This window comes from Emticicia sp. CRIBPO (genome assembly GCF_009905725.1).
GTDB lineage: Bacteria > Bacteroidota > Bacteroidia > Cytophagales > Spirosomataceae > Leadbetterella.
The window spans coordinates 96,323-113,567 of record NZ_JAAAKV010000007.1 but is presented as its reverse complement, the minus strand read 5'-3'; the positions used below and the strand labels follow the sequence as shown (position 1 = coordinate 113,567).

Annotated in this window: 13 protein-coding genes and 1 riboswitch; of the genes, 3 read left to right on the top strand and 10 right to left on the bottom strand. The window is 44.8% G+C overall.

From position 1 onward, the window contains the following. Positions 1–10 precede the first annotated feature (10 nt). The 3 genes from GVN16_RS15370 to GVN16_RS15360 form a co-directional block, all read right to left on the bottom strand. The gene (locus tag GVN16_RS15370; RefSeq protein ID WP_166564801.1) at positions 11–1,309 is read right to left on the bottom strand and encodes a DUF5690 family protein; all 1,299 of its coding nucleotides are present in this window, start codon (positions 1,307–1,309) and stop codon (positions 11–13) included. 71 nt (positions 1,310–1,380) lie between these two features. After that, positions 1,381–2,718, bottom strand: coding sequence for an APC family permease (locus GVN16_RS15365; protein ID WP_166564800.1), 1,338 nt, complete (start codon positions 2,716–2,718; stop codon positions 1,381–1,383). 160 nt (positions 2,719–2,878) lie between these two features. After that, positions 2,879–5,149 carry a TonB-dependent receptor gene (locus tag GVN16_RS15360; RefSeq protein WP_166564799.1) on the bottom strand — a complete coding sequence of 757 codons (2,271 nt, stop codon included), beginning with the start codon at positions 5,147–5,149 and terminating at the stop codon, positions 2,879–2,881. Between the two features lie 113 nt (positions 5,150–5,262). After that, a riboswitch (TPP riboswitch) is annotated at positions 5,263–5,359 on the bottom strand. 218 nt (positions 5,360–5,577) lie between these two features. On the opposite strand from GVN16_RS15360, the gene GVN16_RS15355 reads away from it, so the two are divergent. Further along, the gene (locus tag GVN16_RS15355) at positions 5,578–6,288 is read left to right on the top strand and encodes a glycosyltransferase family 2 protein (protein ID WP_166564798.1); all 711 of its coding nucleotides are present in this window, start codon (positions 5,578–5,580) and stop codon (positions 6,286–6,288) included. Here GVN16_RS15355 and treF read toward each other — a convergent pair. Together treF and GVN16_RS15345 are read right to left on the bottom strand one after the other, a co-directional pair. After that, positions 6,285–7,775, bottom strand: coding sequence for an alpha,alpha-trehalase TreF (gene treF, locus GVN16_RS15350; protein WP_166564797.1), 1,491 nt, complete (start codon positions 7,773–7,775; stop codon positions 6,285–6,287). The genes GVN16_RS15355 and treF overlap by 4 nt on opposite strands. Positions 7,776–7,803: 28 nt before the next feature. After that, complete coding sequence (locus GVN16_RS15345; protein ID WP_166564796.1) at positions 7,804–9,060, bottom strand: sugar MFS transporter; 1,257 nt, start codon at positions 9,058–9,060, stop codon at positions 7,804–7,806. A 251-nt stretch (positions 9,061–9,311) separates the two neighbouring features. On the opposite strand from GVN16_RS15345, the gene GVN16_RS15340 reads away from it, so the two are divergent. Further along, positions 9,312–10,172 (top strand): AraC family transcriptional regulator, encoded by an 861-nt coding sequence (locus GVN16_RS15340; RefSeq protein ID WP_166564795.1) that lies wholly within the window; start codon positions 9,312–9,314, stop codon positions 10,170–10,172. A gap of 10 nt (positions 10,173–10,182) precedes the next feature. Here the strand turns inward: GVN16_RS15340 and GVN16_RS15335 are convergent, their stop codons facing one another. Both GVN16_RS15335 and GVN16_RS15330 read right to left on the bottom strand, forming a co-directional pair. Then, positions 10,183–11,466: a DUF5690 family protein gene (locus GVN16_RS15335; protein ID WP_166564794.1), complete on the bottom strand. Its 1,284-nt coding sequence runs from the start codon at positions 11,464–11,466 to the stop codon at positions 10,183–10,185. 169 nt (positions 11,467–11,635) lie between these two features. Beyond that, positions 11,636–11,941: an isoamylase early set domain-containing protein gene (locus GVN16_RS15330; protein ID WP_166564793.1), complete on the bottom strand. Its 306-nt coding sequence runs from the start codon at positions 11,939–11,941 to the stop codon at positions 11,636–11,638. 219 nt (positions 11,942–12,160) lie between these two features. Here GVN16_RS15330 and GVN16_RS15325 point away from each other — a divergent pair, with 219 nt between their 5' ends. Beyond that, complete coding sequence (locus GVN16_RS15325) at positions 12,161–14,566, top strand: penicillin acylase family protein (protein WP_166564792.1); 2,406 nt, start codon at positions 12,161–12,163, stop codon at positions 14,564–14,566. Here GVN16_RS15325 and GVN16_RS15320 read toward each other — a convergent pair whose 3' ends face one another. From GVN16_RS15320 to GVN16_RS15310, 3 genes are read right to left on the bottom strand one after another with little or no spacing between them, the layout of a single operon-like run. Next, on the bottom strand, positions 14,567–15,400 hold the full coding sequence (locus tag GVN16_RS15320; RefSeq protein ID WP_166564791.1) for a LytTR family DNA-binding domain-containing protein: 834 nt from the start codon (positions 15,398–15,400) through the stop codon (positions 14,567–14,569). Further along, a complete protein-coding gene (locus GVN16_RS15315) occupies positions 15,400–16,017 on the bottom strand; it encodes a rhomboid family intramembrane serine protease (protein WP_205748882.1) in 618 nt (205 codons plus the stop codon). Before GVN16_RS15315 ends, GVN16_RS15320 begins: the two co-directional genes overlap by 1 nt. Positions 16,018–16,059: 42 nt before the next feature. Continuing rightward, a complete protein-coding gene (locus tag GVN16_RS15310; protein WP_166564790.1) occupies positions 16,060–17,034 on the bottom strand; it encodes a polyprenyl synthetase family protein in 975 nt (324 codons plus the stop codon). Positions 17,035–17,245: the final 211 nt, after the last annotated feature.

Sequence of the window (17,245 nt, the reverse complement as noted above, 5' to 3'; positions counted from 1 at the left end):
CGGGGGAAATTCATTTGACGACAAGTTGAAGGTCTTTCCCCCTTTTTTCATTCAGTTTTCTGACAAAGAACAGGAACTGCAGGGCAATCAGCAGGGCACCAAGGACCGAAGAGCCCATCGCAAATTTGATAAGGACATTTGCCCAGCTCAGGTCTGCCCAGAAAAACTCTTTCATCAGCAATACCGCTACGCTGCCCAGGTAGCCGAGGGAGTCGCATAAATAGACCAGGAAACCGGCATTGGCTTTCAGTTTGAATAAGCCGATGAGCCGCTCGAAAACGGCTATCTGAATCAACAGGTAGGGGAAAAACAGGCCAACACCCAGCAGCACCATCCAGGGATACACACCGATCTGGTGGTTGACAAACATGGAAGTGGCGATTCCACCCATCAGAATACCGGCAAACATCAGCCCGCTTATCAGGAAATAGGCCTTTTCATTGTCTTTGATAAATACCAGCGTAGCTATGATGCCCATAACAATCAGGGCAATGAATGTTTCGATTTTTCCGAAAACCGCCAGGTCGTGCAAGGGGTCAATCTCATTCCAGATTTCTACTGCAAAATTATCCCTGAAGTCGCGGATGGTCGTAAAAATGGTATAGGAAATGATCAGCATGAAAATGCCCAGACCGTAATGGTAGAGCACGTTCATTTTCTGGAATTTATTCATGGGCTTCCGTTTGCTTCTAAGGCTCACGTCTTCCTGGTTCGGAACGGGTATCCTGGAGAGCATCCATAAAAAAACAGCAAAAAACGGCAAAGCAATCAGGCCGATGATGAAAGGCATCTGAAACTCGCTGAAGTGAAATTGCCGCTGCAGGGTAAGGTAAAATGACTTGAGTATGCCAGAAGTCATAATCATGTTGACGCTCAGCCCCAGTCCGAGCAATTCAGTGAACTTACGTCCTTCGAGAAAACTGAAAATGAGACCCCAGACCATTCCGAGAGGCAAACCGTTGATGATCAGGAAAATCCATTTATAAGATAGCGGGACCACAGAAAAACCCACCAGGGCCAGCTCAGCAATGATGATGAGTCCGGCAATGAGTTTTATGCGGTGTTCGGCCCTGAGTTCAGAAACGATTTTGATACCCAGAAATTTGGAACACATATACCCGAAAACCTGGGCGATGATCAGGACTGTTTTGTAGCTGACCCCGAACAATTCAAGGTTAAGAAACTGTCCCGTAGAAAATGGCTTGCGAAGGGCATAGGTACAAAAGTACGTTCCGAAAGCCGCCACAATGGCCCAGATAATAAGGAAAACAGGTTTCCGCTCCAGTAATTCTGAAATTCGATTTTTCATGGACAAAAATCAAATTCCAACGTAAACTGGATGTTATGGAAGTGTTGTCATTTGGTAATGTTTACCGGAGGTCAGTTCAGAAACCTTTGCTGCAACCTGTAAAGCGGGTAACTTAAAGCCAGGAAGATCAGGGCAAACTGGCTGCTTTTCAGGTCCTGGTAGATGGCTCCGACCAGGAACAAAACAGAAGTTACGATCAGGATGTAAGGCACAAACGGGAATCCAATCACCTTAAATGGTCTTGGAAGGTCAGGTTCCGATTTCCGCAGTTTGATCAATGCCGCAAATCCGGCAACATAGCTCATCACAAAGAAGAAGGTGGCAATATCGGATAAAATACCGCAGATCTCTTTTCCGGATAAGATCAGCAATACAGAACCTATGGAAGTTAAGGGCATGGCCACAGAAGGCGTACCTCCTGCATTGATTTTCTGTACTGCTTTGTGGAACAGTCCGTCGCGACTCATAGAATAGATGACCCTCGGGGCAAACATCACCTGGGCATTGACGATACCGAGGATCGATAACATCAGGAACAGCGTAACGATCCGGGCCGACTGCTCACCGAAAATCAGTGAAATGGCATCAGCCGCCGCCAGTTTAGAGTTAGCCAGGATGTCCATCGGAAGCACATATAAGATAGCAAGATTGACCAGCAAATAGATTGAAATGATCAGTAAAACTCCTCCGATCATTGATTTGGGCAGGTTTTTGGCAGGGTCTGTGTTTTCTTCAGCAAAATAGCCCGCAGTGTGCCAGCCATCAAAAGTATAAAAAACAGCCTGCAAAGCGGCGATCACACCGAATATCAAAGCCGGTTTTTCAATGGATTGGGTGGTGGAGGCGAGAGCGGCATAATTGACATCTCCGCCATAAATAAAACACAAAACCACAAAAATCAAAAGCCCCAGGGCCTTCAGAAATGCCAGCACTTCCTGCGACTTTCCTCCGGATTTGGTGCCCAGCCAATGGAATCCGGTCAGTAAAATCAATATGCCAATCGCCATTAGCCTCAGGTAAGCTTCTGTCTGGGGCAGGAGCAAGGCAATATACTCACTCATCGTAAAGGCCCCGAAACCCAGAGCGGCCACTGTTCCGAACCAGCTGGTGATGCCCGTAATAAAACCAACATAATTACCGAAAGCACGTCTGGCGTAAACATACCAGGCACCGGCCTGAGGCATGGAAACGGCCAGTTCAATTGCACACAAAACACCCAGAAAAGCATAGACACTCACCAATATCCAGACCCCCATGATCAGCCACGGATCTCCCAGCTGAGCGGCTATCGGACCGGGTTTTCTGAGTATGCCGGTTCCTATGGTTCCGCCGATGGTGACTGCTATTCCGAATCCTACTCCTAAAAGCTTTAATAACTGATTAGGTTTGGGGTTTGTGACTTCTGACATATGTTGAGAGGTTGGGTAATATTTTTACCAATAATACGGAAGTTTGTACAAATTACAGCAATCAGAGGCGTTTTTGTTAAAAATGGCCGGGTTTGTAAACAAAAAATGCCGGCATTCATACCGGCATTTTTTGTTTCTGCAAAAGAAAGAATCAGGATTTTCAGAATCTTAAACGGACAGCCGACAGGAAGTTAATTCCGGCCTGTGGGAAAAGGAAGTTTTCTGTCACCACCCCTTCATATTCATAGCTGTAAGTGTAACCGTTCGATTCATATTGATGGTTGAAAATATTATTAACCAGTAGGCTGATCTGAAGCTCTTTCAGGAGCTTCGGAGCAGGCGTAAAGACCAATCGCAGATCATTCACGAAAAAGGCATCGATTTTTTTGCTTTCGCTTGCCGTATTGTCAAGGAATTGCTTCGAAACATATTTCGACAATAGAGTGATTTCAAAACGGCGATGCGGCATAAAACTCAGTTGCCCTCCGGCAATCAGGTTCGGAGAAAACGAAATATCAGTATTGCTGTACTGGTTGATAATCGTTTTACCTTCTGTCTCACTTGGAATGGTTTCCGTAAAATCTCTGATTTTGTTCCGACTGAAAGTCGCGTTGGCACCGATCACCCACATCGGCGAGAGTCTTGCAGATGCCTGCAGTTCGAGTCCGGCACGGTAACTGTCAGCTACGTTCATCCTGATGGCCTCACCTACGTTGTTTACCTTTCCGGTCAATACCAGCTGGTCTTTGTAATTCATGTAGTAAACATTGGCTTCCGCCTTGAATGTCCCCGTGTTGACCCTGTAACCCAATTCCAGATCCTGCAATGTTTCATGTTTCGGAACAGCCGGGGCGTTATCCACAAAGTCCTGACGGCCCGGTTCCTTGTTGCCGACAGCATACGACAAATAAGCTGAGCTGGTCTGACTCATCGCATAATTCAGACCCAGTTTCGGGTTAAAAAAGTTGAACGTTTTGCTGTAATCCACCGATTGCAATTTGTCTGCAATCCCCAGGATCGACAGGTTGACTGCTCTATACTGCAGGTCAACGTACGCATTCAGCTTGGGATTAAACTGGTAAAATGCCTTGGTATAAATATTAAAATCGTTTTTGGTTCCTTTGTTATTGTACCATTTGTATTTTGTATCTGACGACGGATTGTACCTTGCCCAGATCACCTCTCCGAAGTGCTTGCCTTCATACCTGTTCCAGCCACCACCGATCGTCGCATTGATTTTTGAAGGGCCTTCATAATCAAACGACCACACACCGCCGTAGAAATGGTTATCCAGCCACTTGCGTCTGATCAGGTCAGAACGCTTGATCTCGGTATTGCCGATGGTGATGTTGGGTAAACCGTAGCTTGAGAATTTATCATCAGGCCTGTACTGTTCATAAAAGCCCCTGCCGTAAGTATAATGCAGCGTTGGATTAAATCTCCAGTACTGGTTAAGTTTGAACGACGAAATCAGCTGATAGTGATCCTGCTGGTAATTGTCCACCTGGTTGTCATAAGTATAGGGATTAAATTTCCTTCCCCTGCTGATCAGTTCATTCTTGTAGGCATCGTCAAAGTAGTTTCTGGAAACATAATCATTAATGCCTTTCAGGTCACCTTTTGCGGCACTCTCAGGCACACCTTCCCAGGCCTGTTTGGTGATTTCCTTGCCTGAGAAAACGTTTAGACGGATGAAGTTGTCTTTGGCGTAATAGCCACCCGAAAGAAAGAATGATCTCAGGTTAGAACCTGAGCGGTCAATGAATCCGTCGGAAGCAATCCTGGAAAGACGGGTGTCGATCACAAAATGATCATTCATTAAGCCTGTACTGGCCAGTACGTTCGTCTTGATGGTGTTGAATGACCCCACCGAAATGTTGGTTTCGGCATAGGGGTCTTTCTCGTACGACAAGGTATTGACGTTGATACTCGCTCCGAAAGCCCCGGCTCCGTTGGTAGATGTTCCGACCCCACGCTGCACCTGGATGCTTTGTACTGACGAAGAAAAATCCGGCATGTTGACCCAGAAAACACCCTGAGATTCAGAGTCGTTAAATGGAATCCCGTTAACGGTCACATTGATCCTGGTCGGGTCTGTGCCCCTGATCCTGATGCCTGTGTAACCCACACCTGCTCCTGCATCGGAAGTGCTCACTACCGACGGCAGCTGATTAAGCAGAAACGGAATGTCCTGGCCAAGGTTCTGTTTCCGGAGTTCTTTTTTACCGACATTGGTAAAAGACATCCCTGTTTTTTCTGTGGCCCTGATGGACTTCACCACCACTTCGTTCAGGGAGTTGACCCTGGCGGAGTCGGTTTGGGCAGAAACTGCCGAACCAGCCAATAATAAAGGAATAAGCAAAGCCGGTAACAACCGCTTTGGTTTTGAAGAAAGGCCTCTTTTGGAGGAAGTTAAAGAAATAAATTTCATAATAACATGAATTATTACGAAACAGATAAAGGAGCAAAACCTGTCACGGGGCATAGCCCTTGGTTGACAAAATTTTAAATAAACTGATAAATAAGCTTATGCAAAGAAAAATCCTAACATGTTGCTCAATTCCCTTCGTCGGTACTAGCCGCATCAGGTTCAATGGGTATGATCTCAGCCCGAAATATTAAGGCACCCCTTTTGAGATTACGATGCAAAGTAAAGTTTTTTATCCGGCATAAAATAATAAGTCTGTGAAAAATATTTTGTGAACCTTAAAAGCTGTGAGGCGGAGTCATACAAAATTTTACCTGAATGCGAGGGTGCAAAGGCCCAACTGATTACCTTTACGGGAATATAAAGATATGTATTAAGAAAAGCATCAAGGCGGTGTCGCTGAAAGGTGGAGTATAGAAAAGGCACATATAATGAAATTAACCATAGTAATTCCGGTTTATAACGAGGAGAAAACCCTGAAAGTCATTCTTTCCAAAGTGTGTTCAGTGCAACTGATCAATAACTATAAAAAAGAGATTGTCATTGTCAATGACTGTTCTGTTGATGACTCTGAGGTAGAGATCCTGAAGTTTATCAGCGATCATCCGCAACATGAGATCCAGTACATAAAACATGAGAAAAATAAAGGAAAGGGGGCCGCGTTGCACACAGGAATCAGGAATGCTACCGGTAAATACGTGATCATCCAGGATGCCGACCTTGAGTATGATCCCGAAGAATATAACCTGCTGCTGAAGCCCGCCCTGGATGGTTATGCAGACGTGGTGTATGGTTCCAGGTTTATAGGAGGCCGTCCGCACAGGATCCTGTTCTTTTTCCACTCTATCGGAAACAAGTTGCTGACCTTCATGTCGAATGCCACCACGAACCTCAACCTGACCGATATGGAGACCTGCTACAAAATGTTTGACACACAGATCATCAAAGGAATTAATCTTGTGGAGCAGCGGTTCGGATTTGAGCCGGAAGTGACCGCCAAAATTTCACGTATCCCTAAAATCAGGATTTATGAAGTGGGGGTTTCTTATTATGGCAGAACCTACGAGGAAGGCAAAAAAATAACCTGGAAAGATGGCTTCCGGGCTATTTACTGCATCATTAAATATGGCTTTTTCCGCTAAGAGGTCATTTTCAGATATACCCCGTTGGTCCACCCGAACCCGTCCTGATTGGGATATTCTCCGCCTCCTGCTTTGATGTGGAGGTTATGTACATTGTATTTTTCAGTCATTTTACCTGTTTCCTTATAGATTTTGAGGTTCAGGGCGGTCCAGTTATCCCGGATTTTTTCTGCGAGGTTTGTTATCTCGTAATTGACCAGGCCCTGGTAAGCGATCCATTGCAAAGGAGCCCAGCCGTTAGGGGCATCCCATTGCTGGGAGGTAAACTGCAGGGTGGTCAGCAGCCCGCCTTCCGCCAGAAACCTGTCTTCCAGAACTCCGGCTACTTTCAGTGCTTTTTCATTCGGGGCCAGTTCAAAGAAAAGTGGAAAAGCTGCCGCCAGGGTGAACTGGTCTTTTTGGTTGCCCGCCACAAAATCATAGTCAAAATAGAAACCCTCCTCTTCATTCCAGCAATATTTTTCTATTGCTCTTTTCCTGCTTTCTGACAGGTTCTGAAACACACCGGCTTCTTCAGAGCGTCCTTCAAGCAGGTAGCCTTTGGCGATGGTTATTTCCAGGTAATATAACAGGCAGTTTAAATCCACAGGAAGGAGGTCGGTAGTATGAATGCTTTCAAAAGCTTCTGGATTTTTAAACCAGCGGCTGCTGAAATCCCAGCCGGATTCTGCTGCAGCACGGAGGTTTCTGAAAAGTACTTCAGGCTCCTGGTCTGAAATGTGGGACAGCTCCAGGTCTTCTACATAAGACTCCGGTCTCGGGGTATTGCTCTTGTCCCAGTAGCGGTTAAGAATGGTTCCATCCGGCAACAGCACCACCCTTTTGACGGCTTTGTTTTGTTCATCAAGCAAGTCTTCTCCGTCCATCCAGAACTGGTACTCTTTCTCCAGGAAGGGCAGATAATCAATGAAGACCCCGTTACCATAAGTCTGAGCAAGCAGGCTTACCATCAGCGAGTAAAACGGTGGCTGTGAGCGTCCGATATAGTAGGTCCGGTTGGCATTTGGAATATGACCAATGGTCTGGATCATGTAGGAGAAATTGTCGACCATGTGCCTCATCGTCTCGTTTCTGCCCGAAATCCTAAGCCCCAGCATCGTGAAATAGCTGTCCCAGTAATACACTTCCCTGAAACGCCCACCCGGCACTACATAAGGATAGGGAAGCGGAATCAGAGAACCGTTTTCAGCAACCGTTTTCCTTTCCAGGACCTCCCAAAGCTCTTCAATGTGCTCTTTCGCAGGCATATTCCGGTCACTTTCATAACTCTGACCGGTTTCAGGCGGTAGGGTGAAGTATTGTAAAACAAAGGTTTTTAAATCAAAACCGGGCTGCTCTTTTTGTTCTGAAAACCTGGCATTGATTTCTTCCAGGCTGATGTTGGGCAGGCAGTCCGGAAAGGTTTTATTGTCTGCAAATACACGTGAGGTCTGGACTTTTTCAAATAAAGGCCCTAACTCATGTATATATTTAACAGGATGACTCATCGGTAATAAATGTTGATAAAGTGTAATTTCAGTGTCCTGAAGTAGTATTGAATTCGACCTCTACTTTTGATTTTCTTTGTATTCTGTTGAAGAAATAGAGAGAAACCAGCAGAAGGGTGATCGGGATCAGAGAGAAATAGAAGGCGGCTTCTCCGCCGTGATGCTCGAAAATGTAACCGGTAATCAATGAGCCGGTTGTACCTCCCAAAGCTGAAAAAATAACGATCAGGCCCGACATTGCTCCATGCATTCTGGCGGGTAAAGTGCTCAGAATGACAGAATTAATGGCAGGATATATAGGAGCTAAAAACAAGCCGATCATCGGAAATACAAAAGCGGCCAGCGGGGCATCAGACCATCCGGTGATGGGACTTCCGGTCCCTTTTTTGGCCAGCGGAATAGCCACATAAACCAGCACAGCAGCAATCAGCAGACAAATAAACAAGACATAAAACCAGTGTATTTTTCTGAGGGCAATACCTGCAAAAAACCTCCCCGCGGCAGTGGAGGCGGCCAGTATGCTGGCCATCTGTACACTCAGGATCGTAGGCAAATGCAGCACCTGGCTGTTAAAAGTAGGCAGCCAGCTCATGATGCTTTGTTCAATCAGCACATAAATGAAGGCACTGGCAATAAAAACCAGCACAATCGGCTTGATAGCCAGTTTAAACATTTCTGCAAAATCCTCGGTCAGGGGTTTCGACACTGTCGATTTTACGGAAGATTCATCCAGGGGCGTGAAAAGCAACAACAAAAATGCCAGAAAGGCAATCACCGCCAGCAGGTAATAAACATTAAGCCAGGCAGCTGGATTGCTTTCATTAATGAAGGCACTGAATATAAAATAGCCGGTCAGAATACCAATCATAAAGAAGGATTCGATAAAATTCATCAGGCTGGCGTGTTCTTTTTTGTTTCCGGTGATGATCCCGATCGTAGAATACACCGAAACTTTAATCAGGGCAAAACAAGCCCCGGTAGTAGCAAACAGCACCTTGGTCATCATGAAGCTGCCCAGGAAAGGCATGGAAAGGCATGTGACGCTGATCAGCCCCAGGGCAATGAGCATGGCTCTTTTATAACCGATGCGGGTCAGATACGAAGCCACAAAAAACGAAACTATGGCAATGCTCAGGTCCTTAAAAGCCTCGAGAATACTGGCCGAAGAGGCTGTTACGTGATAATTGTTCTGCACTTGCAGTATGACGGTCCCGACGCTGTTGAGCAGAATTGCAAAGACAAAATAGTTAAGAAATATCGATAGTTTTATTTTCCAGTTTTTCATAGGGTTCTTGTTTTAAGGGAGATTTTGAAAGACAGGTTGGTTTTGGCTTCAAGATAAAAAAAGCGGGCAAGCCTGCCCGCCTTTATTTGATTCATCATAGGTTAATTTCCTCGTCATTAAAAACAACTAATCATTTTTTAACTTTAGACAAAGTTCGGCGAACGCACAAAAAATAAATATTCTTGTATTAAGGCATTTTAACACTGTATTACTATTTTTATAAAATATTTAATTAAAACTGCATTAATATAGTGAAAACGCCTTTCGAACAAGTCCAGAATGATGAGGGCAGCTCTTTTCGGCTGTTGCACGAAAAAATGAGCCCGCATGCTTTTTCGTGGGATTATCACTATCATCCGGAATATGAAATGGTCTTCGTTTTTGACGGACGGGGCCGCCGCCATGTAGGCAATCATATCAGTTATTATGAAGATGGAGACCTTGTCTTTATGGGCTCTAATCTGCCCCATGCAGGCTTTGGTTATGACTCCATCGGGGAGTATGAGCAAGTGGTGATTCAGTTTAAATATGATTTCCTGGGCGAGCAATTTTTTGACAGGCCCGAAATGGCCCCGGTAAAAAAACTCCTGGAAATGTCACAGCAGGGTATACAGTATTACGGTAAAACTTTCAAAACCATCGGCAGCAGGTTGAAAAAACTGCCTGCTATGAATCAGTTTGAAAGGTTGATGGAGCTCATCAGTATTTTTCATGTGCTGGCAAAATCGACGGAATATAACCTGCTCAATGCCACCGGCACCCGTTATGACTTCAATTATAAAGACCAGGCTCGTTTAAAAAAGGTGTATGATTATGTAGAGATGCATTACCAGGATCACATCAACATCAAAGACATGGCCGATCTGGCTAACCTCACAGTACCCTCGTTCTGCAATTACTTTAAGAAAATTATGAACCATACATTCACCGAGTTTCTGAACGATTTCAGGATCAATAAGGCCTGTCAGATGCTCATGACCGAGAAAAGTGTGGCAGACGTGTGCTTTGAATGCGGATTTACGAACAGCTCTTATTTCAGCAAGGTTTTTAAAGAAATCAAAGGCAAAAGCCCGCTTCAGTTTAAAAACATGGTCGCCAGAAAACAGATTTAAGTAAATTCAGTTAATCTTCCGGATCATTTATATGCCGTCTTTTCAGTTCAAGATTCCACATCGACACGGCCACCAATACCACATAAATGATTGAAATGAAATAAGACAGGTAGATGAAAAACTCAAGATAGTTGATGCTTTTCTGAAAAAAGTTTTTGTAGAAAAGTACCAGGATACTCCCCAGGTAAGCATAATAATCAGCAAAAGTAATGAGAAAACCGATCGTCCCGGCTTTTTTGAAAGCAGCGATCATCCGCTCAAAATACAGGCTGTTGCACATCGAATAAGCCAGGTAAACCCCGAAACCGAGCATCGTCAGCCATATCACAGGCGAAATGAGTGCCTGCTGAAAAAGGATCGTACCCAGGCCAATCAACAAACCGCCGGTCAGCATCAGTATCTGGATGACCCTGAAGGCCAGGTGGTTGTTTTTTATCCATCGCATGGAAGCCATGATCAGCAGTACCGCTATGGCTATCGGGATTTCGGTTTGTGTGAAAATACCCGAATTGTTGCTGTACCCCAGTTGTTTCCAGATTTCCGGGGCAAAATTATCCCTGAACTCCCGGAAGGTGGTCAGTAAAACATAAGAAATGACAAAGATGACCAGGCTGAAGGTAAATTCTTTGACAAAAGCTTTGCGGTCGGCTTTCTGCATGGGTTTTCTTTCAGTTCTCAGGTTTTCATCGGAAGCATCAGGCGGCGGGATTTTACCCATCAGCCAGGCAAAGAAAGCAAAAGGGACGATCATGATGGCACAGGCCACAAAGGGCATCCAGAACTCCGTCACCCCGAGAGTGCCCATCACCCATTTGCCGATACTCTTGGCAAAACCCGAACCGATAATAAAAGAAGCGGTGAGAACTGCGACAAGAAGTTCAGTGACTTTCCGGCCTTCCAGGAAACCAAGCATAGTGCCATACACCATACCCAAAGGCAAGCTGGCCAGGAAGATAAAGAACAGGTTATAAGGAGCCGGGACTAGTGCAAACAGCAGATAGCATATCCAGGACAGGATGATGATAATGATCAGATTCCGTGACCTGTGGGCCGGAGGCATTTCAGAAACGTATTTTATACCCAGTCCTTTCGAAACAGCAAAGCCCAGCACCTGGGCCGTAATGATCAGGATTTTGTAATTGACTCCCCAGAACGCAAGATCTTCATAAGTGGCTGCGGTATATGCCCTGCGGAAAGGATAAAAGCACAGGTAAGTAAGGAAAGCCGTGACGGAGGCAAATAAGGTAAAGTAAACCGGATTGCGGCCCAGTATCTCATTAAGCTTCTTTGACATGAGGTGTAATTAACGGGTTAATTGCCAAAGATAGTTTTTTTTATCAGAATTCGGGAATTACCCTTGAATTTGGAAGCTCACCGGGCTGTTTCCGGGAAAAAAGGGCAAAAAAATAGCGGTCAAAAACAGACCGCCTTTTTTTATATTATTCAACCTTAAAATTAATATCTCAAAGTACTACAACAGAATTCTGATCTACAGAAACTCCGCTCGGTACGTATTTGTCAGCTGCATCGTCATTGATCCAGGTAGTACCATCGATCAGATAACGGAATTGAATTTCCTGACCTACAGGCAATTCCACAGTTGTTTTATATCCTCCACTTTTTTGCTTCTTCAACAATGTCTCAGTCGGTGACCATTGATTAAACTCACCTACCACAGCAACTTCTTTTCCTGTAAAAGTATCACCTGAAAGTTCAAAAGTAACCTTACAAACAGGTTTTGATTTTAAAAATTGTTTTGCCAGTGCCATAATTGTAAATATTCAATAATTATTTCGTGTTACAAATTTACTACATTTTAAAAATTAAAACAATGATAATTAGGTAGTTAAAATATAAAAATCTTTGAATAGTACAACAGATTTGTGAATGAATACATAAAGCACCGCAAAATTCACCCCCATTAAATCACAATTAAGCATTTTTCCTTTTATTTTTATAGTGTTCTGTAAAACTTTAGTCCCAAGCCGATGAAAATTCTTAAACGTATTCTTTATGGTCTTTTAGCGACCGTAGCTTTAGCTGTGGCAGCTGCTTATTTTTACCTCCGTTCCCTGACTCCTGATTTTAACGCCGACCTGAAATTGCCGGGTCTCAGTGCTGAGGTGGAGGTTTTGTATGACAACTTCGGAATACCCCACATTTATGCCAGAAATGAAGAAGACCTCTTCTATGCTTTCGGGTATATCCATGCCCAGGACCGCTTGTTCCAGATGGAAATCCTGCGGAGACTGGCTGACGGAAGGCTTTCGGAAGTATTCGGAGAAGCAGCACTCAAAAGTGACAAGTTTTTCAGAATGCTGAGTTTCAGGGAACATGCCAGAACCACGATAGATTCCGTTTATAGTGATGCGAACGCTCCTTTTGTAAAAGCGGCCAAAGCTTATCTTAAAGGGATCAATCAATATGTCAAAGCCGGGAAAACACCCATTGAGTTTACCCTGGCCGGTATTCCCAAAACGGAGTTTGAGCTCATTGACCTGGAAATTATCGTAGGGTACATGGGCTATACATTTGTCGGGGCATTCAGTTCCGAGGCTGCGGCGACTTCCGTTTTTTCTGAGCTCGGCCCTGAATATTATAAAGATGTATTAAGTGCCTGGCCTGACAGTGCCTTTAAAATACCTGTACAAAAAAACACCCCGGCCCATGTGACAAAGGCCATGATCTCTATGGCCGATCAGTTGCATACTTTACAAAAGGACCTGATGTTTCCGCCTTTTCATGGCTCCAACGGCTGGGTGATTTCCGGGAAGAAAACCAAGTCAGGGAAACCTATCCTGGCCAATGACACGCATATTGCCTTTGCACAGCCGTCGGTCTGGTACGAAGCCCACCTGGAATGCCCGGGCTTTAAGACATATGGCAATTTCCTCGCGGGAACACCGGTGCCCGCCCTGGGTCATTCAGATCATGGCGGATGGGGACTGACCATGTTTGAAAATGACGACGCCGATTTTTTCAGGGAGAAAGCCAACCCGGCCAATCCGGACCAGGTCTGGTATAAAGACCACTGGGAAGACCTGAAATCAAGAAAAGAAATTATTAAGATAAAAGACAAAGCCGACCTGGTGTTTGAGGTGAAGAAATCGAGGCACGGCTATCTCATGAACGGGGCATTCGATAAGATTGACAAAATAAAAGATCCCGTGGCTTTATGGTGGGTCTATCATCAGTTTCCGTCAAGACACCTCCAGGTATTCTATAACCTGACACATGCTAAAAATGCAACTGAAGCCGCCAAGGCTGTGAAACCGCTGACGTCGCCGGGACTTAACTTCATGTGGGGTGACACCGAAGGCAATATTGCCTGGTGGGCAGCCGGCAAGCTCCCGGTCAGACCCGCTCACGTCAACCCTCAGCTGATCCTGGATGGTTCAACCGGGCTTGATGATCCGCAGGGATGGCTGGCTTTTGAGCAAAATCCCCAGATACTCAATCCTGAAAGAGGGGTGTTGTATACCGCCAATAACCAACCCGAAGATATGGGGACAGGTCTGGTAGCCGGTTATTATGTGCCTTCAAACCGGGCAGAGCGGATCCAGGAGCTAATATTCACGGATAAAAATGACTGGACAGAAGAATCGGTGAGAAAAGTAATCAATGACGTTAAGTCGGCTAATTATCCTGAATTTCTTAAGGCCATTTTACCGGCCATCTCTACCTCTAAAATGAATGAGAAGACTAGAAAGGCCTATGACGGGTTGTCAAAATGGGATGGCACCCATGAACTGGAAAATACAGAGCCGGCCGTTTTCTACAGGTTTATGTACAATGTTTACAAAGCTGCCCTGAGCGATGAACTCGGCCCTGAAACCTACAAAGTTTTTGATAACCAGCTGGCTTTGGTCAGAAACACCTCTAAGTTTTTCAGGAATGACCGGTCCAAATGGTGGGACAATATCAATACCCCGAAAAAGGAAACCCGGCGTGAGATTTTTACAGAGGCCTTTGTACTTTCTGTAAAAGAACTGGAAACTCAATTAGGACCTGACATGTCCGCCTGGCAGTGGGGCAAGGTACATACCCTTGAACACAAGCATCCGCTGGGAATTATTCCGGTAGCGGGCAAGTGGTTCAATGTCGGTCCGATGGCCGTCAACGGAGGCCGTGAGACCATCAACAACCTCGACTTCTCCCTGGATTCGTCAGGTACTTACAAAGTGTCTTACGGACCTGCTTTGAGAAGAATTATTGATTTTGCCAATCCCGGATTAGCCTACAGTGTCAATCCAACCGGGCAATCGGGATATTTTATGAGCAAGCACTATGACGACCAGGCAGAGATGTTTACCAAAGGAGGAAAAAGGCCGGAGCTGACAGACCGTAAGCTGATAGAAAAGGCAATGACCGGGAAGACTATTTTCAGACCCTGATCATCTCAGGCCTTCCACAAGGTAAGAATATTTCCGGGCTACAGGCACCGGGGCGTCATAATCACTCAGGTGAAATTTGAAGCCCTGGGCATTGCCGCTTACTTTTTCTACCCTGGTGAGGTTGACGATGTATGATCTGTGGCAACGTACCAGCTTTTCGGAATTAAGCTGGGTTTCAAGACGCGACAGACTGCTTCTGAGCAGGTCTTTTTTCAGTTTTCCTGAATCTGAGAGATAAACGGTGGAGTAATTATCGGAGGATTCTATAAACAGCAGCTGGGATTCATTGAATTCTACAAAATCTTTCTCGTTTTCTGCAGTCAGACGGACAGCGGAAACGGACCTCGGCTTTTCTTCGGTATGGCTGATAACGATGTTTTGGTCAAACTTCCGCATTTTCAGGTTATAATCCATCAGTACCCAGAAGGTGATGGGAAAAAAGCCGATGAGCATAACTGAAGCAAATGAGCCGATGAACATGGAAAAACTGAAACCCCAGCCAAAGAGGATATTGCCATAGATGAGGTTCCCGAGGCTGATGGTCAGCAATAATATAACGATGCTGACGATCTCTTTCCAGACGACCCAGTTCTCCTCCCTGTAAAACTTCGTGAAAATCCTGGGTAATATTTCCCGGTTGGTGAAGGTGCTCAGGGTGGTGACAACCGCAAAGCCAAGTAATTTGATATACTTGTTTTCGTCATGCCACTGAGACATATCAAAAGGTTGAAAAAGCACAAAAAATGCGTATAAAAAAGCCCCTTCCGCAACAGAGTGGATGATGGTTTGTCCGATAGTTCGTTCACGGACCGGATATGGCTCGTTCAGTTTCATCAGAAAGAACTCAGGATTTGCTGATAAAAGGCCGGAATGGTTTCAAATTTGGTAAAGGCAATAAAAGCAACACCCCAGACACCCCCCCACAGGTGGGCCATGTGGTTAACATTGTCCATTTGCCTTTTCTCCATGTATATTGAGTAAGCAATGTAAATGGCTGCAAAAATATAGGCCGGCATAGGAATGGGTATCGGGAACATCATCAACTTGTTCAGAGGCTCAAGAATCACACTGCAAAAAACGATGGAAGACACTCCCCCTGACGCTCCCAGTGAATTAAAGTAAGCCTGGTTCTTTTTCTGGATAAGATCCGGCAGGTTGGCCACGACAATCCCTGAAAGATAAAGCCCCAGGAAATACACCCCGGCTTTTTCTCCGAAAAAATAACCGAAGCGATCTTCAACCACTTCACCGAATAAATACATCGCATACATATTAAAGAAAAGATGCATATAGTCAGCATGAATAAAGCCCGAAGTAAGCAATCTCCAGTATTCTTTGCGATGATAAACGGTGTACGGGTTATGAATCCACTTGTTTCTGAAATTCCCGTCTCTGAATGCCACGAGGCTGGCGACAACGGTAGCTATAATGATAATAATGGTTATTGACATGCCTGTTTATTTTGTTTAGTAAATTGTTCTGAGTCAGATAGCTCAGCTTTCTCTTTCCATCAGGTAATCTGCAAATTGTTTCAGGATCTGTTTTTTATCTTCCGAAACTTTCAGTTTTTTGAGAGCCTCAAGCCCTTTGTCAAAAAACTCATTCATTTTGGTTTCGGCGTCCGGCCTTACTTCCAGTTTGTCATATATTTCGGTGACGGCCTTTACTTTCTTTTTAGCGTCAAAAGTAGTGGCGGTCAGCCATTTGTTCAACTCTTTTTCAGAAGGAGTGCCTTTACTTTTCTTAATGGCCTCCAGCATAAGCCAGGTTTTTTTGTTCTCGATGATATCGCCGCCTACCTGTTTTCCGAATTTTTCAGGGTCACCATAAACGTCCAGGATATCGTCTTTGAGCTGAAATCCTATGCCCAGGTTAAGTCCAACCTCATACAGCAGTTGAATAGATTCATCATCAGCATCAGCAATAATGGCTCCCAATTCAAGGGCAAAACCCAGCAGAACTGAAGTTTTAAGCTTGATCATTTCCAGGTATTCTTCTTCCGAAACATCGTCTCTGGAGGCAAAATTCATGTCAAGTTGTTGTCCTTCGCAAACTTCGGCGGCCGTTTTGTTAAACCGTTTGATGACCCTTTTGATATGACGGTCTTCTACTGTCAGCAACAATTCATAGGCAGACACCAGCATCACATCGCCGGAAAGGATGGCTACGTTCGGATTCCATTTTTCATGAACCGTCGGCTGTCCTCTTCTGATCGGAGCCTGGTCCATGATGTCGTCGTGCATAAGGGTAAAATTATGAAAGACTTCAACCGCCAGAGCCGCTTTAAGGGCTTTTTGCCAGTTGTAAAGAAACATATTGGCAGACATCAGGGTCAGGGCAGGCCGCATACGCTTTCCTCCCAGGTCCATGATGTAACGGATAGGTTCATAAAGTTCTTCAGGGCTTTCTCCGTAGGTGGTTTTAGAGATTTCGAGGTTAATAGCCTCCAGATAGGATTGTAATGACATTTTTTGTGTTTTAAGTTCTAAACTCTTCTTGGCCCGTAAAAGTTGTAACGAAATTGATCATTCTTTGGGCTCTGCCAAAGTTTTTTCATAAATACTTTTACAAATGCGTCGTTTCCGAGTTTGCAGGGGTTTGACTTCAAAGCCCAAATTTCCGGATATAAATCGAAAAACCCAAGTGCTATATTCAGAGCATGCCTTTTTTAGCTTTACC

Coding starts and splice junctions, on each gene's coding strand:
- GVN16_RS15370 (WP_166564801.1), bottom strand. CDS start 1,309: ATGAAAAATCGAATTTCAGAATTACTGGAGCGGAAACCTGTTTTCCTT.
- GVN16_RS15365 (WP_166564800.1), bottom strand. CDS start 2,718: ATGTCAGAAGTCACAAACCCCAAACCTAATCAGTTATTAAAGCTTTTA.
- GVN16_RS15360 (WP_166564799.1), bottom strand. CDS start 5,149: ATGAAATTTATTTCTTTAACTTCCTCCAAAAGAGGCCTTTCTTCAAAA.
- GVN16_RS15355 (WP_166564798.1), top strand. CDS start 5,578: ATGAAATTAACCATAGTAATTCCGGTTTATAACGAGGAGAAAACCCTG.
- treF (WP_166564797.1), bottom strand. CDS start 7,775: ATGAGTCATCCTGTTAAATATATACATGAGTTAGGGCCTTTATTTGAA.
- GVN16_RS15345 (WP_166564796.1), bottom strand. CDS start 9,060: ATGAAAAACTGGAAAATAAAACTATCGATATTTCTTAACTATTTTGTC.
- GVN16_RS15335 (WP_166564794.1), bottom strand. CDS start 11,466: ATGTCAAAGAAGCTTAATGAGATACTGGGCCGCAATCCGGTTTACTTT.
- GVN16_RS15330 (WP_166564793.1), bottom strand. CDS start 11,941: ATGGCACTGGCAAAACAATTTTTAAAATCAAAACCTGTTTGTAAGGTT.
- GVN16_RS15325 (WP_166564792.1), top strand. CDS start 12,161: ATGAAAATTCTTAAACGTATTCTTTATGGTCTTTTAGCGACCGTAGCT.
- GVN16_RS15320 (WP_166564791.1), bottom strand. CDS start 15,400: ATGAAACTGAACGAGCCATATCCGGTCCGTGAACGAACTATCGGACAA.
- GVN16_RS15315 (WP_205748882.1), bottom strand. CDS start 16,017: ATGTCAATAACCATTATTATCATTATAGCTACCGTTGTCGCCAGCCTC.
- GVN16_RS15310 (WP_166564790.1), bottom strand. CDS start 17,034: ATGTCATTACAATCCTATCTGGAGGCTATTAACCTCGAAATCTCTAAA.